The 23473-nt window shown below is 70.0% G+C and carries 21 protein-coding genes; 9 read left to right on the top strand and 12 right to left on the bottom strand.

From position 1 onward, the window contains the following. Positions 1–5 precede the first annotated feature (5 nt). From ABGB14_RS28020 to ABGB14_RS28010, 3 genes are all read right to left on the bottom strand, one after another. The gene (locus ABGB14_RS28020; RefSeq protein ID WP_347646803.1) at positions 6–947 is read right to left on the bottom strand and encodes an NAD(P)-dependent oxidoreductase; all 942 of its coding nucleotides are present in this window, start codon (positions 945–947) and stop codon (positions 6–8) included. Positions 948–1139: 192 nt separating this feature from the next. Further along, entirely contained in the window at positions 1140–1616 is a 477-nt protein-coding gene (locus tag ABGB14_RS28015) for a DUF1707 domain-containing protein (RefSeq protein ID WP_347646802.1), read from the bottom strand. A gap of 56 nt (positions 1617–1672) precedes the next feature. Then, positions 1673–2398, bottom strand: a complete 726-nt coding sequence (locus ABGB14_RS28010; protein WP_347646801.1) for a PadR family transcriptional regulator — start codon at positions 2396–2398, stop codon at positions 1673–1675. Between the two features lie 311 nt (positions 2399–2709). Here ABGB14_RS28010 and ABGB14_RS28005 point away from each other — a divergent pair, with 311 nt between their 5' ends. Together ABGB14_RS28005 and acnA are read left to right on the top strand one after the other, a co-directional pair. Next, entirely contained in the window at positions 2710–3438 is a 729-nt protein-coding gene (locus ABGB14_RS28005) for a metal-dependent hydrolase (protein ID WP_347646800.1), read from the top strand. 319 nt (positions 3439–3757) lie between these two features. Then, positions 3758–6499: an aconitate hydratase AcnA gene (gene acnA / locus ABGB14_RS28000; RefSeq protein WP_347646799.1), complete on the top strand. Its 2742-nt coding sequence runs from the start codon at positions 3758–3760 to the stop codon at positions 6497–6499. Positions 6500–6807: 308 nt separating this feature from the next. On the opposite strand, the gene ABGB14_RS27995 is transcribed toward acnA, so the two are convergent. The 3 genes from ABGB14_RS27995 to ABGB14_RS27985 form a co-directional block, all read right to left on the bottom strand. Then, entirely contained in the window at positions 6808–7581 is a 774-nt protein-coding gene (locus ABGB14_RS27995; RefSeq protein ID WP_347646798.1) for a neutral zinc metallopeptidase, read from the bottom strand. Between the two features lie 83 nt (positions 7582–7664). Continuing rightward, entirely contained in the window at positions 7665–7997 is a 333-nt protein-coding gene (locus tag ABGB14_RS27990; RefSeq protein ID WP_347646797.1) for a type II toxin-antitoxin system PemK/MazF family toxin, read from the bottom strand. Further along, entirely contained in the window at positions 7978–8208 is a 231-nt protein-coding gene (locus ABGB14_RS27985; protein WP_347646796.1) for a hypothetical protein, read from the bottom strand. Before ABGB14_RS27985 ends, ABGB14_RS27990 begins: the two co-directional genes overlap by 20 nt. A 192-nt stretch (positions 8209–8400) precedes the next feature. Between ABGB14_RS27985 and ABGB14_RS27980 the strand changes: the two genes are divergently transcribed. After that, positions 8401–9135, top strand: coding sequence for a sulfite exporter TauE/SafE family protein (locus ABGB14_RS27980; protein ID WP_347646795.1), 735 nt, complete (start codon positions 8401–8403; stop codon positions 9133–9135). 160 nt (positions 9136–9295) lie between these two features. On the opposite strand, the gene ABGB14_RS27975 is transcribed toward ABGB14_RS27980, so the two are convergent. Beyond that, complete coding sequence (locus tag ABGB14_RS27975) at positions 9296–9841, bottom strand: GrpB family protein (RefSeq protein WP_347646794.1); 546 nt, start codon at positions 9839–9841, stop codon at positions 9296–9298. Positions 9842–10015: 174 nt separating this feature from the next. Here ABGB14_RS27975 and ABGB14_RS27970 point away from each other — a divergent pair, with 174 nt between their 5' ends. Genes ABGB14_RS27970 through ABGB14_RS27955 form a run of 4 tightly spaced genes read left to right on the top strand, consistent with a single transcriptional unit; the run spans position 10016 to position 14447 of the window. Further along, positions 10016–11128, top strand: coding sequence for a substrate-binding domain-containing protein (locus ABGB14_RS27970; RefSeq protein ID WP_347646793.1), 1113 nt, complete (start codon positions 10016–10018; stop codon positions 11126–11128). A gap of 57 nt (positions 11129–11185) precedes the next feature. Beyond that, positions 11186–11950: an ATP-binding cassette domain-containing protein gene (locus ABGB14_RS27965; protein WP_347646792.1), complete on the top strand. Its 765-nt coding sequence runs from the start codon at positions 11186–11188 to the stop codon at positions 11948–11950. Next, on the top strand, positions 11947–13209 hold the full coding sequence (locus ABGB14_RS27960; protein WP_347646791.1) for an ABC transporter permease: 1263 nt from the start codon (positions 11947–11949) through the stop codon (positions 13207–13209). The genes ABGB14_RS27965 and ABGB14_RS27960 overlap by 4 nt, the downstream gene beginning before the upstream one ends. Positions 13210–13244: 35 nt before the next feature. Then, positions 13245–14447, top strand: coding sequence for an ROK family transcriptional regulator (locus ABGB14_RS27955; protein WP_347646790.1), 1203 nt, complete (start codon positions 13245–13247; stop codon positions 14445–14447). A gap of 21 nt (positions 14448–14468) precedes the next feature. On the opposite strand, the gene ABGB14_RS27950 is transcribed toward ABGB14_RS27955, so the two are convergent. Continuing rightward, complete coding sequence (locus ABGB14_RS27950; RefSeq protein ID WP_347646789.1) at positions 14469–15101, bottom strand: neutral zinc metallopeptidase; 633 nt, start codon at positions 15099–15101, stop codon at positions 14469–14471. Between the two features lie 133 nt (positions 15102–15234). Continuing rightward, positions 15235–16086 carry a neutral zinc metallopeptidase gene (locus tag ABGB14_RS27945; protein ID WP_347646788.1) on the bottom strand — a complete coding sequence of 284 codons (852 nt, stop codon included), beginning with the start codon at positions 16084–16086 and terminating at the stop codon, positions 15235–15237. 169 nt (positions 16087–16255) lie between these two features. Here ABGB14_RS27945 and dxs point away from each other — a divergent pair, with 169 nt between their 5' ends. Next, entirely contained in the window at positions 16256–18160 is a 1905-nt protein-coding gene (dxs, locus tag ABGB14_RS27940) for a 1-deoxy-D-xylulose-5-phosphate synthase (protein ID WP_347646993.1), read from the top strand. A 61-nt stretch (positions 18161–18221) separates the two neighbouring features. Beyond that, positions 18222–19694: an amino acid permease gene (locus ABGB14_RS27935; RefSeq protein WP_347646787.1), complete on the top strand. Its 1473-nt coding sequence runs from the start codon at positions 18222–18224 to the stop codon at positions 19692–19694. A 35-nt stretch (positions 19695–19729) separates the two neighbouring features. Here ABGB14_RS27935 and ABGB14_RS27930 read toward each other — a convergent pair whose 3' ends face one another. From ABGB14_RS27930 to ABGB14_RS27920, 3 genes are all read right to left on the bottom strand, one after another. After that, positions 19730–20113, bottom strand: a complete 384-nt coding sequence (locus tag ABGB14_RS27930) for an SSI family serine proteinase inhibitor (RefSeq protein ID WP_347646786.1) — start codon at positions 20111–20113, stop codon at positions 19730–19732. Positions 20114–20213: 100 nt separating this feature from the next. Continuing rightward, a complete protein-coding gene (locus ABGB14_RS27925; protein ID WP_347646785.1) occupies positions 20214–22301 on the bottom strand; it encodes a 3-hydroxyacyl-CoA dehydrogenase NAD-binding domain-containing protein in 2088 nt (695 codons plus the stop codon). After that, a complete protein-coding gene (locus ABGB14_RS27920) occupies positions 22298–23461 on the bottom strand; it encodes a thiolase family protein (protein WP_347646992.1) in 1164 nt (387 codons plus the stop codon). The genes ABGB14_RS27925 and ABGB14_RS27920 overlap by 4 nt, the downstream gene beginning before the upstream one ends. Positions 23462–23473 lie beyond the last annotated feature (12 nt).

Raw genomic sequence — 23473 nt, 5'->3', positions numbered from 1 at the left:
GGCGCTCAGAGCTCGTTGCCCGCGCGCAGCCAGGTGAGGTAGTCGGCGGCGGCGCGCTCGGGGTCGTAGGCGGGCGCGTAGCCGGTGTCCTGCCGGAGCCGGGTGATGTCGAGGTGGGTCTGCCCGTCGGTTCCGCCGGTGGGCAGGTCGATCCGGGCGTCGGGGACCACCTTCCTGATCGCCGCGATGACCTCGGCGTTGGACGTCGCGCGCCCGGACGCGACGTTGTAGGTGCGGTGGCTGAGCCGGTCGGCGAGCTGGAGGAGCGCGATGGCGCGGGCGGTGTCCTTCACGTAGCACAGGTCGATCGAGTCCTCGGCGTACGGCGGCGCGGCGAGGGTCGACAGGTCCGGCTCGGTCCCGCGGGCGGCGGCATGGACCAGCTCGGGGGCGGCGAAGAACAGCGCGCCGTGGGGGTCACGTGGTCCCCAGGTGGCCGAGATGCGGTAGTTGACGACCTCGACGCCGGTGGCGCCGGCCAGGTGCTCGTTGAGCAGCTCACCGATCTTCTTGAAGGTCGGGATCAGGTGGAAGGACGCCATGGGCAGGGGCATGTCCTCGCGGAGCGCGCCGGTCAGGCCGGAGTAGACGCCGATCGTGCTCGCGACGCCGACACGCTTCACCTCCCACTCCTGCGCGGCCTGCACGACGTTGAGCAGGCCGCCGATCGCCCTACGCGCTGCTTCGACGGGCCGGTCGGCGTCGGGGGGCCAGGGCATGGACCCGGCGAGGTGCACGATGCCGGTCACCTTGTGGCGTTCGCCGACGTCGAGCAGGGCGGGCAGGTCGGTGATGTCGGCCTGCTCCATCGCCACCTTCGCGCCGGCGAGGTAGGCCGGTGCCTCGGCCTTGCGGCGCTGGAGCAGCACGCACTCCTCACCTGTGTCGAGGAGCGCCTGAACGGTGTGAGAGCCGATGAAACCGAGACCGCCGGTGACCAAGATCATGCTGAATCTCCCGTCCGAATGTTTCCGGGTCGCGCCGCGCACGCGGGGGAACGCTCACGCCGCGGCGGGCTCCGCGCGAAACGGAGCACTGTTCCGAAAGATACGGATCAGCGTTCCGTTTGTCAACGGCCGCGGAGCGGTGCCGCCCGTGCGCGTGACCGCCAGGACGGGGACGGGGAGGTGGGCGGCCGGTCAGCGGCGGTGGTGGATCCGGCGGCGCACCATGCTGGCGACCACGGCCACGACCCACACCACGAGCAGCACCTTGAAGACGCCGAACCCGCCGAAGAACAGCCCGAGCATCATGGCCACGAACAGCAGGGGCACGATCGGGTGCGGGCCGCCGTGCCGCCGCCGCGGGTGGTGGTGGCGCCAGGCGTGGCGCATGTCGCGGTGCGCGTGGCGCATCTCCTGCATCTGCTGCCGGTGCGCGTGCATCGCCGCCCGCCAGTCGCCCATGTCGGGCTGCGGCGCCGGCGTGCGGTAGCCGGGGCCGGGGAGGTCGGCCGTGATGCTCGCCAGGTCGCGGGCCGTCTTGGCGGCCAGCGTCCGGTCGAGGCGCTCTTCGAGCTCCTCGTGGTTGAGGCGGCCCTGGGCGAAGTGCTCGCGCAGGGCGGCCATCGTCTGCTCGCGCTCGGCGTCGCCGATGCGGAGGTCGTTGTGGTCCATGTGCGGCTCCTCGCTTCCTCCGAACCGGCCTTCGCGTGCACCGGCCATCAGTGGGGTCACTCCTCGCCCGGCTCGTCGTCGGCCAGGATCTGGTACAGCTTGCGCCGGGTCTCCACTAGAGTCTTACGCGCTTCGCGGACCTGCGCGTCGCTTCCGGTCTGCAGAATCTGCATCATGGCGAAGGCCGACTGCCGAGCGATATGCCAGAGATCGGCGGTGTTGTCGTCGATGTCCGGGCGCATCTCGTCCCAAGGGGCCCTGACCTCGTCGGCGTGCGTCTCGACGTACGCGCTGCCTTCCTGGGTGAGACGGTAGGCCTTGCGGCCCTCGTGCTCCTCCGAGATCACCAGACCCTCGTCGGTGAGCTGCTGCAACGCCGGATAGACGGCGCCGGGGCTGGGTTTCCAGCCGCCCTCGCTGCGCTCGGCGATCTCCTGGATGATCTGGTAGCCGTTGCGCGGCTCCTCGGAGAGCAGGGCCAGGATCGCGGCGCGTACGTCGCCCCGCTTGGCCTTGCGGCCTCTGCCGCCCCAGCCGCGGTGCCCGCCGCCCCACGGGCCGCCGGGGCCGCCGGGGCCGCCCCACGGGCCGCGCCCGAAGTCGAACGGGAATCCGGGTCCGCCTCTCCTGCCGCGGTGGCGGTGCTCGTGCGGGCCGCCGCGATGGTGGTGGCCGCCCATCTGCTCGAACGCGTCGCTCATGGCCCGGAACGCCTCCCGGGCCGCTCGCTTGTATTCGCGGGCGCCGGGCCAGGGCGCGCCTGCTGCCTGTGCTGAACTCATTTTTCCCCCTATATCGCGATCTGTTCTCGATGCGTCAAAGATATATCGATGAAATGTCGTTTCGCAAGTCACGAAAAGGTGTGATCCAGATCACGAAAAAGTTGCGGAATCCGGGAACAGGTCGGTGGAGCCGGGCGTTGTTCCCATCAGACGAGGTCGTTCCGCGTCGGCAGGGCTGGGGGGTGCTGTCGCCGCGGAGACGACCTCGTCTGCGTTTGCGGGTGTTCGGCGCGATGTCGCCGGCCTGCACAGCCCGTTCGCCCCGGCATGCCTCGCCGCGCAAAGAACCTCTTTGCCGTACAGTCCGGATCATGATGGGGCACACGCATGCGATGACCGGGGCCATCGCCTGGCTGGGGCTGGCGCCGCCCCTTGCCGCACTGCCGCTGGTGAACGAGTCCACCCGGTTCGTGGAAACCGGAATCATGGCCGCCGCGCTCAGTCCCGCCGAGTTGATCGCCGGCGCCATCATCTGCGCGGGCGCCGCGATGCTGCCCGACCTCGACCATCCACACGCGACGATCGCGCAGACGTTCGGGCCGGTCACGTGGGCGCTCAGCAAGCTCGTGTCCTGGCTCGGCGGCGGCCACCGCGGCGCCACCCACTCGCTCGTCTTCGCCGTGGCCATCGGGTTCGGGGCGCACTGGCTGGCCAACACCTATCCGATCGGGCGCGACGTCATGGTCGTGCTGCTCATCGGCCTGGCGTTGCGCGCCATCGGCGTCGGCATACCGGGGAACAAGCTCGGTTCAATCATGATCAACATCGGCATGACCGCCGGGCTCTACGCCGTCTTCCTCTCCCTCGAGGTGGGCTACGCCTGGCTCGGGCTGGCCGTGGGGGTCGGAAGTTTCATCCACGTCGTCGGCGACTGCATGACCGAACGCGGCTGCCCCGTGTTGTGGCCCTTGGGGGCGAAGTTCGTCCTGCCGTGGAAGATCGGCATCAAGACGGGCAGGAAGTTCGAGCAGAAGATCCTCGCGCCGATCCTGTCCGTGGCCATCGTCGGGCTGCTGTACTGGCGCCTGGCGCCCGTTTAACTTGATGTCGAGATACTTTTCCCGATATCTTGATGTCGAGACACCTGCTGCGCGGACGCGAATTAGGTTCACCTAACGTGCTTACTTGTTCGCGCGTGCGGCAGGATTTGGGGAGTGAACCCGACGCGGCGAGCGGAGTGGGGCCCGACGAAGGAGGGACCCCGCGAAGCGAGTGAGGAGGGTGAACGACCCATGAGCAGGAGTGAACCCGACGCAGCGAGCGGAGTGGAGACCCGGCACCACGGGAGCCGCGAAGCGCGTGAGGAGCGGGGAGCCACCCGCAAGCCTGAAAGATGTCTGATGGAGGAGGCGAACCACCGTGTCCGCGAACAGCTTCGGCAGCCGTGACACGCTACGCGTCGGCGACGCGTCATATGAGATCTTCCGGCTGGACGCCGTCGAAGGCGCCGCGCGCCTCCCGTACAGCCTGAAGATCCTGCTGGAAAACCTCCTCCGCACCGAGGACGGCGCGAACATCACCGCCGACCACATCCGGGCGCTCGGAGGATGGGACCCGAAGGCGGCGCCGAGCGTGGAGATCCAGTTCACGCCCGCGCGCGTCATCATGCAGGACTTCACGGGCGTGCCCTGCGTGGTCGACCTGGCCACGATGCGCGAGGCCGTGCGCGACCTCGGCGGCGACCCGGCCAGGATCAACCCGCTCGCGCCCGCCGAGATGGTCATCGACCACTCGGTCATCGTCGACTACTTCGGCCACCCCGACGCCTTCCAGCGCAACGTGGAGCGCGAATACGAGCGCAACCACGAGCGCTACCAGTTCCTGCGCTGGGGCCAGACCGCCTTCGACGAGTTCAAGGTGGTGCCGCCCGGCACCGGCATCGTCCACCAGGTCAACATCGAGCACCTGGCCCGCGTGGTCATGACCCGCTCCGACGGCGACATCAACAGGGCCTACCCCGACACCTGCGTCGGCACCGACTCCCACACCACGATGGAGAACGGCATCGGCGTGCTCGGCTGGGGCGTCGGCGGCATCGAGGCCGAGGCCGCGATGCTCGGCCAGCCGATCTCCATGCTCATCCCGCGCGTGGTCGGCTTCAAGCTCAACGGCAAGCTGCCCGCCGGGGCCACGGCCACCGACCTGGTCCTGACGATCACCGAGATACTGCGCAAGCACGGCGTGGTCGGCAAGTTCGTCGAGTTCTACGGCGAGGGCGTGGCGTCCGTGCCGCTGGCCGACCGGGCCACGATCGGCAACATGAGCCCCGAGTTCGGCTCCACCTGCGCGATCTTCCCGATCGACGGCCAGACCGTCGACTACCTCCGCCTGACCGGGCGCTCCGAGGAGCAGATCGCCCTCGTCGAGGCGTACGCCAAGACCCAGGGCCTCTGGCTCGACCCGGCCGCGCCCGAGCCGGAGTTCTCCGAGTACATCGAGCTCGACCTCGCCACGGTCGTGCCGTCCATCGCCGGCCCCAAGCGCCCGCAGGACCGCATCGCCCTGTCGGCGGCCAAGGACACCTGGCGTTACGACGTCCAGAACTACGTGGAGGACGGCGTCGACGAGGCGTCGAAGGAGTCCTTCCCGGCCTCCGACTCGCCCGCCTCCAACTCCACGGCCGACGGCGGGCGGCCGCACAAGCCGGTGCCCGTCACGCTGGCCGACGGCACCTCGTTCGAGATCGACCACGGCATCGTCTCGATCGCCGCGATCACCTCGTGCACGAACACCTCCAACCCGTACGTCATGCTCGGCGCGGCGCTGCTGGCCCGCAACGCCGTGGAGAAGGGCCTGACCCGCAAGCCGTGGGTCAAGACCTCGCTGGCCCCCGGGTCGCAGGTCGTCACCGGCTACTTCGAGCGCTCCGGGCTCCAGCCGTACCTCGACAAGATCGGCTTCAACCTCGTCGGCTACGGCTGCACCACCTGCATCGGCAACTCGGGGCCGCTCCTGCCGGAGATCTCCGAGGCCGTCCAGGCCAACGACCTGGCCGTCACCGCCGTGCTGTCGGGCAACCGCAACTTCGAGGGCCGGATCAACCCCGACGTCAAGATGAACTACCTGGCCTCGCCGCCGCTGGTGGTCGCGTACGCGCTGGCCGGCACCATGGACCTCGACCTCGCGACCGAGCCGCTCGGCGTCGGCAGCGACGGCGAGCCGGTCTACCTGCGCGACATCTGGCCCGCGCCGGAGGAGATCGCCGCCGTGGTCAACTCCTCGATCGGGCGCGACATGTTCGAGCGCGACTACGCCGACGTCTTCACGGGCGACGACCACTGGCGCTCGCTGCCCATCCCGACCGGCGACACCTTCGAGTGGGACTCCGACTCGACCTACGTCCGCAAGGCCCCCTACTTCGACGGCATGCCGGAGAAGCCGGAGCCGGTGACCGACATCGCCGGCGCCCGCGTGCTGGTCAAGGTCGGCGACTCGGTCACCACCGACCACATCTCGCCCGCCGGCTCGATCAAGGTGGGCACCCCCGCCGCCCAGTACCTGAAGGCCAACGGGGTCGAGGTGAAGGACTTCAACTCCTACGGCTCGCGTCGTGGCAACCACGAGGTGATGATCAGGGGCACGTTCGCCAACATCCGCCTGCGCAACCAGATCGCCCCCGGAACCGAGGGCGGCTACACCCGCGACTTCACCCAGTCCGACGGCCCGGTGTCGTTCATCTACGACGCCTCGGTCAACTACGCCGCCGCGGGCACGCCGCTGGTGGTGCTGGCGGGCAAGGAGTACGGCTCCGGATCCTCGCGCGACTGGGCGGCCAAGGGCACGGCGCTGCTGGGCGTCCGCGCGGTCATCGCCGAGTCGTACGAGCGCATCCACCGCTCCAACCTGATCGGCATGGGCGTGCTCCCGCTGCAGTTCCCGGAGGGCGCCTCGGCGGCGGCCCTCGGCCTGACGGGCGAGGAGACGTTCGACATCACGGGAGTCGAAGAGCTCAACAAGGGCGGCATCCCGCAGACGGTGCACGTCAGGGCGGGCGACGTCGAGTTCGACGCTGTGGTGCGCATCGACACGCCCGGCGAGGCCGACTACTACCGGCACGGCGGCATCATGCAGTACGTTCTGCGGTCGTTGCTCGCCAAGTGAACTTCCCGAGCTCCCGGCCGGTCATGAGCAGGCCGGGAGCGACGGAGCCCGGCTCGTCGCCGGGGTTGGGCGTGATCCTCACGCGCTCGTTTCGGGGGAACCACCCGACACACTGAGAGCCGCCCGGCGGACACCCTCCGCCGGGCGGCTCCTCGCTTCCCAGGCGGCCTTCGCCACCGATCACGGAGCCGGCGGCCAGTGGTTCGTGTCTGCGTCGCGGGCCCGCGACGCACCCGCCGCCGTCTCACCGCGCAGGTCACCTCACCGCTTCACCGGTCAGCTCACCGGTCAGGTCAAGAGGCTTGCGGTCAGGCGACTTTGGCGGCGGGTGCCGACCAGGTGTCGCAGGCGGCGGGGGAGACGGCGCCGTAGCCGCGTTTGAGCCAGTAGGCCCGGCTGGACCCCTTGCCGTGGGTGCGGTGGCCGTCATCGTCGTCGCCGCTTGCCCGGGTCGCGTCCAGCAGCGCCGCCCAGTCGAGCTCGGAGCGGGCCAGGGAGCGCCAGACGCTGCCCAGGAACACTCCGGACAGGCAGTCGGCCTGGAGTTCGTAGCGGCGCTTCAACCGGTCCGCGTGGGTACGGTCGGCGCGTGCCCTGGCCTCGTAGGAGCGGCGGATGCCGAGCAGGCTCTGCAGGTGGTGACCGTACTCATGGGCGGCCACCTTGAACGGGAAGAGGTCGGTCCTGTTCTCGATCCACCGGCCGGTCAGCGGGAAGACCACGGTGGAGCGCTCGGTGCAGTAGAAGGCGTCGGCGTACGCGGGCCAGCGCATCCCGCACACGGTGCTCGCCGGCTCCTCGAAGTAGCGGACGACGGGCTTGCGGAACGTACGCCCTGCCCGCTCAACATACGCACCCCACGACTTGTCCAGACATTTCACGACCGTCTGGAGGTACTCCCGGGTGCGCGGAACGCCGCCGGAGACGATCGGCGTCTCGGGGCATGAGGTCGCGGCCAGCTTGCCCGCCTTCTTGGAGAACGGGCTGCGTACGGGCGCCGCCTGCGCGGGCGGGGCGGTCAGGCAGACGGACGCCAGAACCGCGGCGAGGGTCAGGACACGCGTCAACGGGAGGGATCGCACGATCGCCAGCTTATTGATCTGCAAAGTGTGACACGATGAGAGAGCCACCCGGCGAAGCTCTTTTTCGCCGGGCGGCGAATCTTCTAGAGCATCCGTTTGAGCACGGTGACCGCTTCCTCGACGACCTCCTCGGGGGCGGTGCCGACGAAGAAGTCGAACCTGTCCGGCGAGATGGCGCGGATCTGCTCGATCATCGCCCAGCTTGTCTTGGCCAACCCGGTCCCGTCACGGCCTATCCGGACATGGGTGAGATATCCGCGCTCCCGAGTGGTCAGAGGCGCGGCAAAGACGAGCCCGAGCCTCGACCGGTTGAGGTTGTCGTTGCTGACGATCAGGGAGGGACGGTCGAAACCCTGCTCGCGACCGGTCGGACTGCTGAACCTGGTGAACCAGATATCACCTTGCGTCAGTTTCATCTTTCTCCTCGGGAAATGTGAGTAGACCGTCCCATTCAGGCGCGATCCGGCGGGAGGTGGGGCGTGGACCGAGCACCAGTTCGCGTTCGGTCAGGTAGTCGGCCCAGCCTTCTGGGTCTTCGCGCTGCGTCTGCTCGACCTGCTCGTTCACGGTCTGCCAGAACTGCTTCTGCTCGTAGTCGGCGATGGCGTTGTGCAGCACCTCGGTCATGGTTCGACCCTCCTGGCGGGCGATTCGGGCTAGGCGGTCTCGGGTTGTGACGCTGACGCGTATCGTCGTCGCGGCTTTAGACTTCATGCTCATACTCCAGAGGCTACGTCTGCGTCGTGGAAAAGAATACACAAGCCGTTCACTCTAGGGGCAGGAGCGGCAACAGAGAGTAAAGCGGGTTGACTCTCCTGCATGACTGATACGGCATTGCTGCTCATCGTGGGTGGTCTGGCGGTTTTTGCGGGCGCGATCGTGCAGGGTGGGGTGGGTTTCGGGCTGGGGCTGGTGGCCGTGCCCGTGCTGACGATGATCGAGCCCGGCCTGATGCCGGGCGCCGTGCAGATGGTCAACCTGGCGATGCCGCTGTTCACGCTGGCCTCGGAGTGGCGGCGGGTGGAGTGGCGTGGAGTGGGGTTCGCACTGCTGGGCAGACTGCCGGGCAGTGTCATTGGTGCAGTTATTGTTGTCTACACATCCATCTACGCCAGGAGCGTCTTCGTGGCGGGCATGGTGGTGATCGCCGTGCTGCTGACCGCCAGGGCGATGAGCGTGCCGCGCACCGGCGTGACACTCACCTCCGCCGGTTTCGTCTCCGGCATCACCGGCACCGCGACGGGCATCGGCGGGCCGCCCATCGCGCTGGTGTACCAGAGCGCCAAGGGCCCGCAGATCAGGGCGACGCTCGCGATGTTCTTCTGCCTGAGCGCGCTGCAGTCGCTGGGAATCCTGGCACTGGTGGGCGAACTGCCCGTGCAGGCAGTGGCGGCGGGGGCGACGCTGGTCGTGCCCATGGCCCTCGGGTTCCTGGCGTCGGGGCCGCTGCGGCGCCACCTCGACGGCGGCAGGGCCCGGACGGCCGTGCTGGTGGTGGCGACCGCCTCGGCGCTCGCCCTGATCGTGCAGAACGTCGTCATCGGGCCGCCGTGACGACGCGACGGCCCGGGTCGGTCGCTGTGGCGATGGCGCGGCTCAGGCGGGTCGTCGTGACGGTGCGACGGCTCAGGTCGGTCGCTGTGGCGATGGCGCGGCTCAGGCGGGTCGTCGTGACGGTGCGGCGCTCGGTGGGTCGCTGTGGTGGTGTGGCGGTTCAGGCGTCGCTCGGGCCGGGGCGCCAGCCGGTGCGCTGGGCCCAGGCGTCGGCGCGTCGCACGATGTCCCACACGTACGGCTCCTTGGCCGCGACGTACTCCTCCCGCGCGTCCCGGAACCGGTCGGCGCACCGCCGTTTGGCCTCGGCGAACTCGCTCGCGGCGGCGGGGTGGGCGCGCAGGTGGTCGCGGAACAGCAGCGGCAGTTGCTGGGAGAAGCTGCCGTGCTCGCGTACGTGGACGTGGGTCCTGCGATGTCCTGGCGCCTCGCGGAAGTAGCGTTTGGTCAGCTCGGGGTTGCCCGCCCGGTGGACCAGGCCGACGAGCTCCAGCGGACGCTTGAACGCCTCGAGCGGTTCGAGCGAGCGCACCGCGACCTGCACGTCGATCACGGGCTTGGCGGCCAGGCCGGGCACCGACGTCGAGCCGATGTGGTCGATCCGCACCGCGACGGAGCCGAGCGCCGCGCGCATCGTCCGGCCGAGCGCGGCGAAGCCGGCGGGCCAGCCCGGGTCGTGGTCGACGATCTCGACCGGATCTGCCATGTCCTGATTGTCGCCGATCCCGCCCCCGGCGCGCGTCGAGGCCTCCGTGTTTCCTGATTGTTACTAGAAACAACAAACTACCGCGCCACTGGGTCTTCCCATGCAGGCGATCCCGGAATACGTTGCCGCAAACAACATTCATCCGGGCCCCTCCGGAAGAAAGGACCCTGCACCATGCGCAAGGGGATCCTCAGCCTGACCGCCGCGGCAGCCGCGCTCGCTCTCGGTCTCACCGCCTGCGGGGGCGAAAGCGGTCAGACCACTTCGACGACGGCATCCGCCACCGCCTCAGCGGCGGCGGCGGGCAAGATCGGCGTCATCCTGCCGGACAGCAAGTCCTCGGCCCGGTGGGAGACGGCGGACCGTAAGTACCTCGAAGAGGCGTTCAAAGCCGCCGGCGTCCAGTACGACATCCAGAACGCCCAGAACGACAAGACGGCGTTCCAGACCATCGCCGACCAGATGATCACCAACGGTGCCACCGTCCTGATGATCGTCAATCTGGACAGCGGCACCGGCAAGCAGGTCATCGAGAAGGCCAGGTCGCAGGGCGTGGCCACCATCGACTACGACCGGCTGACGCTCGGCGGCGGCGCCGCGTACTACGTCAGCTTCGACAACACCAAGGTGGGCCAGCTCCAGGGCGAGGGCCTGGCCAAGTGCCTGACCGACAAGAAGGCGGACAAGCCGATCGTCGCCTACCTCAACGGCTCGCCGACGGACAACAACGCCACCCTGTTCAAGGCCGGGTACGACGGGGTGCTCAAGCCCAAGTTCGACGCCGGCGAGTACGTCAAGGGACCGGAGCAGTCGGTGCCCGAATGGGACAACACCCAGGCCGGGACGATCTTCGAGCAGATGCTGACCCAGCAGCCGAAGATCGCCGGAGTGCTGGCCGCCAACGACGGTCTCGGCAACGCCGCCATCACCGTGCTGAAGAAGAACAACCTCAACGGCAAGGTGCCGGTCACCGGCCAGGACGCCACCGTCCAGGGTCTGCAGAACATCCTCGCCGGCGACCAGTGCATGACCGTCTACAAGGCCGTCAAGAAGGAGGCCGACGCCGCGGCCAAGCTCGCGGTGGCGCTGGCCAAGGGCGAGAAGCCCACGGCGAGCAGCAGCGTCAAGGACCCGGAGAGCGGCCAGGACGTGCCCGCCGAGCTCATGGAGCCGCAGGCCATCTACTTCGACAACGTCAAGGACGTGGTGGCCGACGGCTTCGTGACCAAGGAGGAGCTGTGCACGGGTGACTTCGCCGAGAAGTGCACCGAGGCAGGAATCGAATAAGAACAGGGGGTACGGCCCGTGTCACGCGCGCGGCCGTACCCTCCCTTAGGGAGCCCCATGACCCCCCTCCTTGAAGTGCGCGGGATAGACAAGAGCTTCGGCCCGGTGAAGGTCCTGCACGAGGTCGAGCTCTCGGCGTACGCCGGCGAGGTCACGGCGCTGGTGGGCGACAACGGCGCCGGCAAGTCGACGCTCGTCAAGTGCGTCGGCGGGACCTACCCGATCGACGACGGCGAGATCCGCTTCGACGGCCGCCCGGTCCAGGTCCACAGCCCGCGCGACGCGGGCGAGCTGGGCATCGAGATCGTGTACCAGGACCTCGCCCTGTGCGACAACCTCGACATCGTCCAGAACATGTTCCTCGGCAGGGAGCGCAGGCGCGGCCCCCTGCTCGACGAGGACAGCATGGAGGAACTGGCCGAGCGCACCCTCAGCAGCCTGTCCGTGCGCACGGTGAAGTCCATCAGGCAGCAGGTCTCCAGCCTGTCCGGCGGGCAGCGGCAGACCGTGGCCATCGCCAAGGCCGTGCTGTGGAACAGCAAGGTCGTCATCCTCGACGAGCCGACCGCGGCCCTGGGCGTGGCCCAGACCGCGCAGGTGCTCGAACTGGTGCGCAGGCTGGCCGACACCGGGCTGGCCGTCGTGCTCATCTCGCACAACATGAACGACGTGTTCGCCGTCTCCGACCGGATCGCGGCGCTCTACCTCGGCAGGATGGCCGCCCAGGTCAAGACCGCCGACGTGACGCACGCCCAGGTCGTCGAACTGATCACCTCCGGCCGCAGCGGCGATCTCGGCCTCAAGAACGGGGTCACGCCATGAACAAGGTCAAGGAACTACCCGGCGAGGCGATCGTCGCGGCGTCGCAGTCACCGTCGATCGGCAACAGTTTCCTCGCCTACGTCCAGCGGGTGCGCGGCGGTGACATGGGCGCGCTGCCGGCCGTGCTCGGCCTGGTGGTGCTCTGCGCGGTCTTCGCGGTCGCGCGGCCCTCGTTCGTCACCGCGATCAACTTCGCCAACCTGTTCACCCAGGGCGCCGCGATCACGCTGATCGCGATGGGGCTGGTGTTCGTGCTGCTGCTCGGCGAGATCGACCTGTCGGCCGGTTTCGCCAGCGGTGTGTGCGCGGCGGTGCTCGCCGTCACGCTGACCAGCGCGGGCCTGCCCTGGTACGTGTGCGTGGTGGCCGCCATCGTCACCGGCGTGCTCATCGGCATGGTGCTCGGCACCCTGGTCGCCAAGGTGGGCATACCGTCGTTCGTGGTGACGCTGGCGGCGTTCCTCGCCTTCCAGGGCCTGGTCCTGGTGCTGGTCGACGAGGGCACGAACATCTCCATCAGGGACGGCGTGATCGTCGCCATCGCGAACAGGAACCTGCCGCCGTGGCTGGGCTGGGCGCTCTACGCGTTCTGCGTGGCGGTCTTCGCGGGCGTGCAGCTCAGGCGGGCCAGGACCCGTGCCAAGCGCGGCCTGACCGCCGACCCGATGTCGTTGGTCGCGTTCCGCGTGGGCATGCTGGCGCTGTTCGCCGGGCTCGCGGTCTTCGCGCTCAACCTGGAGCGCAGCCGCAACCCCGAGCTCGTCTCGCTCACGGGCGTGCCGATCGTGGTGCCGCTCATCCTGGTGCTGCTGGTCGTCTGGACCGTGGTGCTGCGCCGCACCGCGTTCGGCCGGCACCTGTACGCGGTCGGCGGCAACGCGGAGGCCGCGAGGAGAGCGGGCATCCCGGTCGACCGGCTCAAGATCAGCGCATTCGTGATCTGCTCCTCGATGGCGGCGATCGGCGGGATCGTGGCCGCGTCCAGGGCCAGCTCCGTCGACCCGAACACGGGTGGCAGCTCCGTCCTGCTGTACGCCGTCGGCGCGGCCGTCATCGGCGGCACGAGCCTGTTCGGAGGCAAGGGCAGGGTGCTGGACGCCGTGATGGGCGGCGCCGTGGTGGCCGTGATCGAGAACGGCATGGGCCTGATGGGGTATGGAGCCAGTGTCAAATACCTGGTCACCGGGTCCGTCCTGCTGCTCGCCGCGGGTGTCGACGCCATGGCGCGCAAGCGGGCGGCCGCCGCTGGTTTAAGGTGATCAGCGACTCGCAGCCCCTGAAGGAACCCCAGACCATGCGTGCCGGACCCTCTCAAGAGGACATCAGACGCCACAATCTCGGCGCGCTGCTCCGGCATGTTCATCTGGGCGGGCCGATCTCGCGCGCCGAACTCACCTCGAGGATGGGGCTCAACCGGAGCACCATCATGGCTCTGACCTCCGACCTCACCGCCGCCGGGCTGGTACGCGAGGAGCTGCCGCGCGAGACGGGCCGTGCCGGGCGGCCCTCGCTCGTCGTGCGGCCCGAGTCGGCACGGGTCTACGTGTTCGCCTTCGACGTGGGCCCCGACCGGCTCGCGGCGGCCCGCGTCGGGCTGGGCGGGGTCATCCTCGACCGCAGGGAGGTTCCGCGCGACCGCGGCCGGTTCAAGCTTGACGAGCTGGCCGCGACGCTGTCCGGGTTCGCCCGGCAGATGCGGCGCAAGACCAGGGCCGACACCGTGTGCGTCGGAGCGGCGGCGGCCGTCTCCGGCGGCGTGCGCAAGGCCGACGGCGTGGTCACGTTCGGCCCCAACCTCATGGACGGGGAGGTGCCGTTCGGCGAGGAGCTGGGCCGCAGGCTGGGCCTGGGATTGCCGGTCAGCGTGGGCAACGACGCCAACCTGGGCGCCCTCGCCGAGCACAGCCGCGGGGTCGGCGAGGCCGTCAAGGACCTGATCTACCTGCACGGCGACGTCGGCATCGGCGGCGGGATCATCGCGGGCGGCCACCTGCTGGGCGGCCACGACGGCTACGGCGGGGAGGTCGGCCACATGGTCGTCAACCCGGGCGGTCGCGCCTGCGGCTGCGGCTCCAGCGGTTGCCTGGAGGCGGAGGTGGGAGAGCGGGCGCTGCTGGAGTCGGCCGGCCGGTTCGGCGCGCAGCAGGGCAGGGACGCGGTCAGGGCCGTGGTGGACGCCGCCGACCGGGGCGACATCGGGGCGCAGGAGGGCCTGAAGCGGGTCGGCGAATGGCTCGGTCTCGGCGTCGCGAATCTGGTGAACATCTTCAACCCGGAAATGGTGATCTTCGGCGGGATGTTGCGGGAGATCTATCTCGGCTCGGCGGCGCAGGTGCGCACGCAGCTGACGCTGCACGCGATGGCGCCGCAGCGTGATCGGCTGCGGCTGCGCACGTCGGCTCTGGGCGACGCCGCCACCCTGGTGGGGGCGGCCGAGCTCGCCTTCGCCCACGTCCTGTCCGACCCGCTGGAGGTGCTGGCCCGCGCCAACGCCTGAGGACCGCCGCGGGCCGCAGGGTCAGGTGACCTGGGAGTCGCCCGCCGTCCAGGTGTCGCAGAAGCCGGTCGCCCCGCCGCGGAAGCCGCGGTCCTGCCAGAGCGCCAGGTTGCCCGGCTTGCCGTGGGTCTCGCTCTCGTCCGCTGCGCTCACCGCCTCGGTCCACGTCTTCCACTCGATGCCGGGGTCGATCGAGTCCAGCGCGGCGTTGTAGAAGACGCCCGCGTAACACTCGGCCTGCATCTCCAGCCGGTGGCTCAGCAACGTCCGCGCGCTCGCCGAGGCCGGCTTGTAGAGCGCCTCGTGCGCGCCGAGCACGCCGGTGAGCTGCTGCACGTGGTGTCCCCACTCGTGGGCGATGGAGTGGGCGATGTTCATCCTGAACGGGTCACGCAGCTCGTGCGGCATGATCCGGACGGCGATCGTCCGCTGCTCGGGGCAGTACTGCGCCCCGTTACCGGTGATCTTGCCGCACACCGAGCCGGGTCCCGTCGTGATCGTGACCGTGGGCGGGGTGTAGGCCAGGCCGGCCACGGCGAACGTGACGGCCCAGAACCGGTCGGCGCAGTCGGCCATCGCGCGGTGGAACGACCTGAGCGAGGCCACGCTGCCCGGCCGGATCGCCGGGATGTCGCACTCCAGCGGCATCGTCATTCCGCTCATCTGGCCGGAGAGCCCGGCGTGCGCGGTTCGTCGCGCCGCGCTGGCGGGGCTCGGAAGGAGCAGGGCCGCGACCATGCACATGGCTACCGCTAAGTGGGATAAGCGCACGATGGCGGATCATAGATCATCGTACGTTGCGTGACGCGGAGGCCCAGGTGTTGCACGCGCCGGGCGTGCCGCGTTCGAACCCGCGGGACATCCAGGCCGCCTGCGTGGGCCCCCTGCCGTGGTCGTTCTGGGGCCAGCCCTTGGCGCCGTTCTTCCTGAACCACTCCACGGTGTAGGCCCAGTCGGCGTCGGAGACCAGGTCCGAGCCCCGCATCGTGCTCATGAAGGCGGCGGAGAAGCACTCCGCCTGGAGTTCGGACTTGCGCGAGAGCTGCAGCCGTCCGGCCTTGCCCGCCAGGGTCCTGGCCGTCCAGTAGTAGGTCCAGATGCCGGAGATCTGCTGGACGTGGTGGCCGTACTCGTGGGCGATCAACCGGGTGATCCCGAGCGGGAACGGGTTGCGCAGCTGGTCCTTGGTGATCATCAGGTACATGGTGCGGTCGGTGGAGCAGTAGACGCCGTCGGCGCCGGCGTTCCACACCCCGCAGGGCGTCTTGACTTTCCGGGTGATGATGCGCAGACGCGGTTTGGTGAAGGTCATCTCCGCCTTGCGGAACTGCGCGCCCCACACCCGGTTCAGGCACGCGGTCACGCGGGTCAGAAAGCGCCGGTACGCGGTGATGCTCCTGGCAGGCAGGCTGCCGGGCCGGCAGTTCACGTCGGTGAGCCGCCCGGTCCTGTAGAGCGGATTCCGCGTCGCCGACGCCCGGTCGAGGTCGGGCGCCCCTCCCTCCCGGTCCGAGGCCCGGGACGGCGGGGCGGCGAGCTGCTGGGCCCCGTTGCGTAACCCGTCCTCCGTCATGGTCACGTCCACCAGAACGAGCACCAGACCGGCGGCTGCCAGGGCAAGAGCGAGCGCGGCCGCCACAAGTGCTGCGAGTTTAGTTTTGGGGACGGAGTTCATAGGTACCGAAAGAGTAGGTCAAGATCGGACATACCGGGGTGGGTTTGACTCGATGGAGTCAGTGAGGCGTCCGCGAACTACACTCGGGGAATCGGCGGACAAGAGCATGAGGGGAGTCGGATCCGTGAGCGGGTTGCTGGGCTCGGTAAAGGGACCGCAGGACGTCAAACGGCTCACTGTGGAGGAGTTGCCGCGGCTCGCGGGAGAGATCCGTGACCTGCTCGTCGACTCATGCGCGAAGTACGGCGGCCACCTCGGCCCCAACCTCGGCGTGGTCGAGCTGACCATCGCCGTGCACCGGGTCTTCGACTCGCCGGACGACCCCGTCGTCTGGGACACCGGCCACCAGGCGTACGTGCACAAGCTCCTCACCGGCCGCGCGTCCGGGTTCGACGCGCTCAAGCAGGAGGGCGGCCTGTCGGGCTATCCGAGCAGGGCCGAGTCCGACCACGACTTCGTCGAGAACTCCCACGCCTCGACCGCGCTGTCCTACGCCGACGGCCTGGCCAAGGCGTTCAAGCTGCGCGGCGAGCGCGACCGCACGGTCGTCGCGGTGATCGGCGACGGCGCGCTGACCGGCGGCATGGCCTGGGAGGCGCTCAACAACATCGCCGGCGCCAAGGACCTGCCCGTCGTCATCGTGGTCAACGACAACGGCCGCTCCTACTCGCCCACCATCGGCGGCCTGGCCTCCCACCTGTCCTCGCTGCGCGTCAACCGCCACTACGAGGACGTCCTCGAATACGTCAAAGACAAGATCGGCAACGTTCCCGTCCTCTACGACGCGCTCCACGGCTTCAAGAAGGGCGTCAAGGACGTCATCGCGCCGCAGGTGATGTTCGAGGACCTCGGCCTGAAATACGTCGGGCCCATCGACGGCCACGACGAGCAGGCCATGGAGGCCGCCCTGCGCAAGGCCCGCGGCTTCCGCGGCCCGGTCATCGTGCACGCGCTCACCCAGAAGGGCCGCGGCTACGCGCCCGCGGAAGACCACGACGAGGACCAGTTCCACTCGCCCGGCGCCTTCGACCGGCTCACCGGCGCGGAGAAGCCCAAGGGCCGCATCTGGACCAACGTGTTCAGCGAGGAGCTCGTCCGGCTCGGCAAGGAGCGCGACGACCTGGTCGCGATCACCGCGGCCATGCTCCACCCGACGGGCCTCAACGCGTTCGCCGAGGCCTACCCCGACCGCATCTACGACGTCGGCATCGCCGAGCAGCACGCGCTCACCAGCGCCGCAGGGCTCGCCCTCGGCGGCATGCACCCGGTGGTGGCCGTCTACGCCACCTTCCTCAACCGCGCGTTCGACCAGCTCCTCATGGACGTCGCCCTGCACCGGCTCCCGGTCACCGTCGTGCTCGACCGGGCGGGCGTCACGGGCGACGACGGCGCCAGCCACAACGGCATGTGGGACCTGTCCATCCTCCAGGTGGTGCCCGGGCTCAGGGTCGCGGTGCCGCGCGACGGCGACCGGCTGACCGAGCTGCTGCGCGAGGCCGTGGAGGTCTCCGACGGCCCGACCGTGCTGCGTTTCCCCAAGGGCCCGGTCGCCGAGGCGCTCGACGCGGTGGGCCGGCTGGGCGAGATGGACGTGCTGCGCGCCCCGAAGGGCGACCCGGAGGGCGATGCCGCGGCCGGGCCCGACGTGCTGCTGGTCGGCGTGGGCCCGATGGCGCAGGTCTGCATGGACGCGGCGGTCCTGCTCGACGCCCAGGGCATCGCGACGACCGTGGTGGACCCCCGCTGGGTCAAGCCTCTCGACGAGGCGCTCGTCCCCGCGGCGAAGGAGCACAAACTGGTGGCCGTCGTCGAGGACAACGGCCGGGTGGGCGCGGTGGGTGACGCCGTGGCCCGGCTCCTGCGCGACGCCGACGTCGACGTGCCCATCCGCACCTTCGGCATCCCGCAGGAGTTCCTCGACCACGCCAAGCGGGCCGCGATCCTCGGCCGGATCGGCCTCACCGGTCAAGACCTCGCCCGCCAGATCACCGAGGCGGTCGCCAGGCGCGCCCAGGCCGCCGAGCCCGCCCGCCACTGAGCACCTCGGGGGCTGACCTCGGCGGCGCATGACAGCCGAGGGCGTGGGCAGATCGCTGAGCGTGGACATCTTTCGCACGAAGAGCGTCGAGCAGTCGATCCGCGACACCGAGGCCCCCGAGCACCAGTTGCGCAAGCGCCTGACCGCCACGGACCTGACGGTCTTCGGCATCGGCGTGATCGTCGGTACGGGGATCTTCGTGCTCACGGGACAGGTCGCCAAGGAACTGGCCGGCCCGGCGGTGGCGATCTCCTTCGTCGTCGCCGCCGTCGTGTGCACCCTGGCGGCGTTGTGCTACGCCGAGTTCGCCTCCACGATCCCGGTGGCCGGCTCCGCCTACACCTTCTCCTTCGCCACCCTGGGGGAGTTCCCCGCCTGGGTGATCGGCTGGGACCTGGTCCTGGAGCTGGCGCTGGCCGCCGCCGTGGTGTCGGTGGGCTGGTCGGGCTATTTCGCCTCGATGCTGGCGTCCGCCGGCCTCGAGCTGCCCGCCACGATCGCCGGCGACGACCCCGTGATCAACGTGCCCGCCGTCGTCATCGTCGCCGTCCTCACGACGATCCTGGCGGTCGGCATCAAGCTGTCCTCGCGGGTCAACCTCATCCTCGTGATCACGAAGGTCGCCGTGGTGCTGCTGGTCATCGTGGCCGGGCTGTTCTTCGTCAAGGGGGCCAACTACACGCCGTTCATCCCCGACCCGGTGGCCACGCCGCGCGTGGAAGGGCTGAAAGCGCCGCTCATCCAGGTGCTGTTCGGCATCACGCCGGTCGCGTTCGGCGTGATCGGCATCTTCTCGGCCGCGGCGATCGTGTTCTTCGCGTTCATCGGATTCGACATCGTGGCCACCGCCGCGGAGGAGACCGTCACGCCGCAGCGCGACGTGCCGCGCGGCATCATCGGCTCGCTGGCGATCTGCACGATCCTGTACGTCGCCGTCTCCCTCGTCGTCGTCGGCATGCAGCGCTACAGCGAGCTGAGCACGTCGGCGCCGCTGTCGGACGCCTTCATCGCGGTCGGCCACCCCTGGCTGGCCGGGATCATCAGCGTGGGCGCGCTGGCCGGCCTGACGACCGTGGTCCTCGTGCTGCTTCTTGGCCAGACCCGGGTGCTGTTCGCGATGTCCCGCGACGGGCTGCTGCCGCGCACGATGGCCAAGGTCAATCCGCAGTTCGGCACGCCGGTCCGGCTCACGATCCTCATCGGGCTGGTGACGATGGCGCTGGCCGGGTTCGTGTCGTTCGGCGAGCTGGCCGAGCTGGTGAACATCGGCACGCTCTTCGCGTTCGTCGTGGTGTCGATCGGCGTGATAGTGCTCAGGCGCACCAGGCCGGACCTGCCGCGGGCCTTCAGGGCGCCGCTGGTGCCGGTCCTGCCGATCCTGTCGGTGCTGGCCTGCGTCTACCTGATGCTCAACCTGCCGGTGCAGACGTGGCTGCGGTTCGTCATCTGGATGCTGATCGGCATCGTGCTCTACTTCACCTACGGCTACTGGCACAGCAGGACGGCGATGCCGTGGCAGAAGCGCGGCCGCTGAGCGGGGGTGGGGCGCGGGCCACCCCCGTGCCGGGGTCAGAGCGCGGCCACGGCCCCGGTCGCGGCCTTGGCCTGGCAGCCGTTGGCGTAGACCTTCCCCCACTTCACCGTCTTGCCGTACCACCGGCCGACGACCGCGATCACGTGCGGCTGGAACTCCTTCGTGCACGCGGCGTTGGGCGAGACGTTGAGCTTGGCCGGGTCGCCCCCGACCCGGCGCAGCTGGCGGCAGGCCGTGCGGGCGTCGGGGTGGGAGCCCCCGGTGGGCGCGCAGTGGAGCCAGGCGGTCTTCGTGGCTCCGCCCTTGACCGAATTGACGATCTTGAGCTGCACCTTGGGGTCGCGCGCCGCCACGGCGGGCGACGACGCGCCCGCCAGGAGGGCTCCGCAGAGCGCGATGGTGCCGGCTGCTCTCAACATGGTTACTCTCCGTTCGTAGGACGGCACCAAACGCTACGGCGGAGGAGGGCCCGGCGCGCGGAGGCCCGCCGAGCGGGCCCCCGCAAAATCACGCGTGAGCTCACGCGGGCATCGAGGCCACGCCCGGGGCGAGGAAGCGGGGCTGCGCGATGCCGGACCTGTCCAGGTACGGCGTGATGCCGCCCAGATGGAACGGCCAGCCGGCGCCGAGGATCATGCACAGGTCGATGTCCTGGGCCGCCGCGACGACGCCCTCGTCCAGCATGATCCGGATCTCCTCGGCCAGCGCCCCCAGCACCCGCTCGCGCACCTGCTCGGCGGTGGACGCCTGGGAGCCGCCCGCGAAGAGCGCCACCGCCTCCTCGTCGAGCGTGAGGTCCGGCAGGTAGACGCCCGGCTTGCCGGCGGCGACCAGCTTGGCCAGGTTCGCCGAGACGCCGAACCGTCCGGGGAACGCCTCGCGCAGCGTCTCCGCCACGTGCAGGCCGACGGCGGGCCCGACCAGCTGCAGCAGCGCGAACGGCGTCATCGGCAGGCCCAGCCCGTCGAGCGCGTGCTCGGCCGTCTCCAGCGGCGTGCCCTCGTCCACGGCCGCCACGACCTCGCCCATGAAGCGGGTCAGCAGCCGGTTGACCACGAACGCCGGAGCGTCCTTGACGAGAACCGACGACTTCTTCAGCGTCCTGCCCACCGCGAACGCCGTGGCCAGCGTGGCGTCGTCCGTGGCGGCGCCCCTGACGATCTCCAGCAGCGGCATGACCGCGACCGGGTTGAAGAAGTGGAACCCGACCAGCCGCTCGGGGTGCGCGAGGTCGGCGGCCATCGCGGTCAGCGACAGCGAGGAGGTGTTCGTGGCCAGCACGCATTCGGCCGGGACCATCGCCTCCACCTCGGCGAGGACCTGCTTCTTGACCGCCAGGTCCTCGAAGACGGCCTCGATCACGAAGTCGGCGTCGGCGAAGGCGTCCTTGGCCGGCGAGCCGGTCACCAGCGACGTGAGCCGGTTGGCCTGGTCCTGCGAGACGCGGCCCCTGGCCAGCAGCTTGCCGATCTCGTCCCGTACGTACGCCACGCCCTTGTCGAGCCTGGCCTGGTCGAGGTCGGTCAGCACGACCGGCACCTCGAGCCGGCGTGCGAACAGCAGCGCCATCTGCGAGGCCATCAGGCCCGCGCCGACGATGCCGACCTTGGTGACCTTGCGGGCCAGGGAGGGGTCCGGCGCGCCCGCCGGCTGCTTGGCGCGCCGCTGCACCAGGTCGAACGCGTAGAGCCCGGCCCGCAGCTCGTCGCCCGTCAGCAGGTCGGCCAGCGCCTCGTCCTCGGCGGCGAACCCCTCGTCGCGGGTGGCCGTGCGGGCCCGCGCGATCAGGTCGAGCGCCCGGTAGGGGGCGGGGGAGGCGCCGCGCAGCTTCATGTCGACCAGGAACCGCGCGTCGCCGACCGCCTTGTCCCAGCCGTCGTGCTCGGGCCGCTCCACGACCACCTCGCCGTTGATCACCCGGGCGGCCCAGCGCAGCGACTCCTCCAGGAAGTCGGCCGGCTCGAACACGGCGTCGGCGACGCCCAGCTCGTACGCCTCCCTGCCCCTGGTCAGGCGGTTCTGCGCCAGCGGGTTCTCGATGATCAGCTTGACCGCGTTCGCCGGGCCGATCAGGCGCGGCAGCAGTTGCGTGCCGCCCCAGCCGGGCACCAGGCCGAGGAAACACTCCGGCAGCGCCACCGCGGTCACGCCCGAGGAGATCGTCCGGTACGTGCAGTGCAGCGCGACCTCGAGCCCACCTCCCATGGCGGCGCCGTTCACGAACGCGAACGACGGGATCGGCAGCTCGCCGAGCCGGCGGAACACGTGGTGGCCGAGCGCGGCGACGGCCAGCGCCTCCTCGCGGGTGGCCAGCGCCGCCGCGCCCTTCAGGTCGGCGCCGACGGCGAAGATGAACGGCTTGCCCGTCACGCCCACCGCGGCCAGGTCGGTGCGCTCGGCGATCTCCGACAGGGCGCCGTTCAGCGCGAACAGGCCGTGCGGGCCGAACGTGTTCGGCCTGGTGTGGTCGAAGCCGTTGTCCAGGGTGATCAGCGCCATGGTGCCCGCGCCGCCGGGCAGGCGCACGTCGCGTACCAGTGCCTTGGTGACGACCTCGTCGGCGGCGCGCTCGCTCAGCAGCGCACGCCAGTTCTCCAGCTCGCTCATGCCAGGTTCTCCCAGATCACAGTGCCGCCCATGCCCAGGCCGACGCACATCGTGGTGATGCCGTAACGCACGTCAGGACGTTCGCCGAACTGCCGCGCGAGCTGCGTCATCAGCCGCACGCCCGAGGAGGCCAGCGGGTGGCCGTAGGCGATCGCGCCGCCGTAGGGGTTCACGCGGGGGTCGTCGTCGGCGATGCCGAAGTGCTCGAGAAACGCCAGCACCTGCACGGCGAACGCCTCGTTGATCTCGAACAGCCCGATGTCGGAGATGTCCAGGCCGGCCAGGCGCAGCGCCCGCTCCGTGGACGGGATCGGCCCCACGCCCATGACCTCGGGGTCCACGCCCGCGAACGCGTACGACACGAGCCGCATCCTCGGCGCCAGCCCCAGCTCGTCCGCGGCCTCCCTGGCGGCCACGACGCAGCCGGTGGCGCCGTCGTTGACGCCGGAGGAGTTGCCCGCCGTGACGTTGCCGTGCGGACGGAACGGCGTCCTGAGCGTGCTCAGGCCCTCCATGGTCGTGCCCGGCCTGGGCGCCTCGTCCTCGACCGCCAGGCCCCAGCCCTTCTCCGCCGTCCTGGTCGCGGCCGGCACCAGGTCGGGCTGGATCCTGCCGTCGGCGTAGGCCTTGGCCGCCCGCTCCTGCGACAACACCGCGTACGCGTCGGCGCGCTCCTTGGTGATCGACGGATAGCGGTCGTGCAGGTTCTCCGCGGTCATGCCCATCACCAGGGCGCTCGGGTCGACCAGCTTCTCCGACAGGAAGCGCGGGTTCGGGTCGACGCCCTCGCCCATCGGGTGGCGGCCCATGTGCTCGACGCCGCCGGCGATGGCGACGTCGTACGCGCCGAACGCGATGCCGCCCGCGACCGTGGTGACCGCGGTCATCGCGCCCGCGCACATGCGGTCGATCGCGTAGCCGGGCACGGTCTTCGGCAGCCCCGCCAGCACCGCCGCCGAGCGGCCGATGGTCAGGCCCTGGTCGCCGATCTGCGTGGTCGCGGCGATGGCGACCTCGTCGACGCGCTCGGGCGGCAGGCCGGGGTTGCGCCTGATGAGCTCGCGGATGACGCGGACGACCAGGTCGTCGGCGCGGGTCTCCGCGTACAGCCCTTTCGGGCCTGACCGGCCGAAGGGCGTGCGCACGCCGTCGACGAACACGACGTCACGAGA

Origin of the sequence: Nonomuraea sp. B10E15, assembly GCF_039871615.1 — a bacterium.
Taxonomy (GTDB): domain Bacteria; phylum Actinomycetota; class Actinomycetes; order Streptosporangiales; family Streptosporangiaceae; genus Nonomuraea.
The sequence above is the reverse complement of the archived record's forward strand: the minus strand, read 5'-3'. Positions and strand labels throughout refer to the sequence as shown.

Excerpts from the sequence above, each read along its gene's own strand:
- ABGB14_RS27980 (WP_347646795.1), top strand. The coding sequence starts at position 8,401 with ATGACTGATACGGCATTGCTGCTCATCGTGGGTGGTCTGGCGGTTTTT.
- ABGB14_RS27965 (WP_347646792.1), top strand. The coding sequence starts at position 11,186 with ATGACCCCCCTCCTTGAAGTGCGCGGGATAGACAAGAGCTTCGGCCCG.
- ABGB14_RS27975 (WP_347646794.1), bottom strand. The coding sequence starts at position 9,841 with ATGGCAGATCCGGTCGAGATCGTCGACCACGACCCGGGCTGGCCCGCC.
- ABGB14_RS27960 (WP_347646791.1), top strand. The coding sequence starts at position 11,947 with ATGAACAAGGTCAAGGAACTACCCGGCGAGGCGATCGTCGCGGCGTCG.
- ABGB14_RS27970 (WP_347646793.1), top strand. The coding sequence starts at position 10,016 with ATGCGCAAGGGGATCCTCAGCCTGACCGCCGCGGCAGCCGCGCTCGCT.
- ABGB14_RS27955 (WP_347646790.1), top strand. The coding sequence starts at position 13,245 with ATGCGTGCCGGACCCTCTCAAGAGGACATCAGACGCCACAATCTCGGC.
- ABGB14_RS28020 (WP_347646803.1), bottom strand. The coding sequence starts at position 947 with ATGATCTTGGTCACCGGCGGTCTCGGTTTCATCGGCTCTCACACCGTT.
- ABGB14_RS27985 (WP_347646796.1), bottom strand. The coding sequence starts at position 8,208 with ATGACCGAGGTGCTGCACAACGCCATCGCCGACTACGAGCAGAAGCAG.
- ABGB14_RS27925 (WP_347646785.1), bottom strand. The coding sequence starts at position 22,301 with ATGAGCGAGCTGGAGAACTGGCGTGCGCTGCTGAGCGAGCGCGCCGCC.
- ABGB14_RS28015 (WP_347646802.1), bottom strand. The coding sequence starts at position 1,616 with ATGGACCACAACGACCTCCGCATCGGCGACGCCGAGCGCGAGCAGACG.
- ABGB14_RS27990 (WP_347646797.1), bottom strand. The coding sequence starts at position 7,997 with ATGAAACTGACGCAAGGTGATATCTGGTTCACCAGGTTCAGCAGTCCG.
- ABGB14_RS27950 (WP_347646789.1), bottom strand. The coding sequence starts at position 15,101 with ATGACGATGCCGCTGGAGTGCGACATCCCGGCGATCCGGCCGGGCAGC.
- ABGB14_RS27930 (WP_347646786.1), bottom strand. The coding sequence starts at position 20,113 with ATGTTGAGAGCAGCCGGCACCATCGCGCTCTGCGGAGCCCTCCTGGCG.
- ABGB14_RS28010 (WP_347646801.1), bottom strand. The coding sequence starts at position 2,398 with ATGAGTTCAGCACAGGCAGCAGGCGCGCCCTGGCCCGGCGCCCGCGAA.
- ABGB14_RS28005 (WP_347646800.1), top strand. The coding sequence starts at position 2,710 with ATGATGGGGCACACGCATGCGATGACCGGGGCCATCGCCTGGCTGGGG.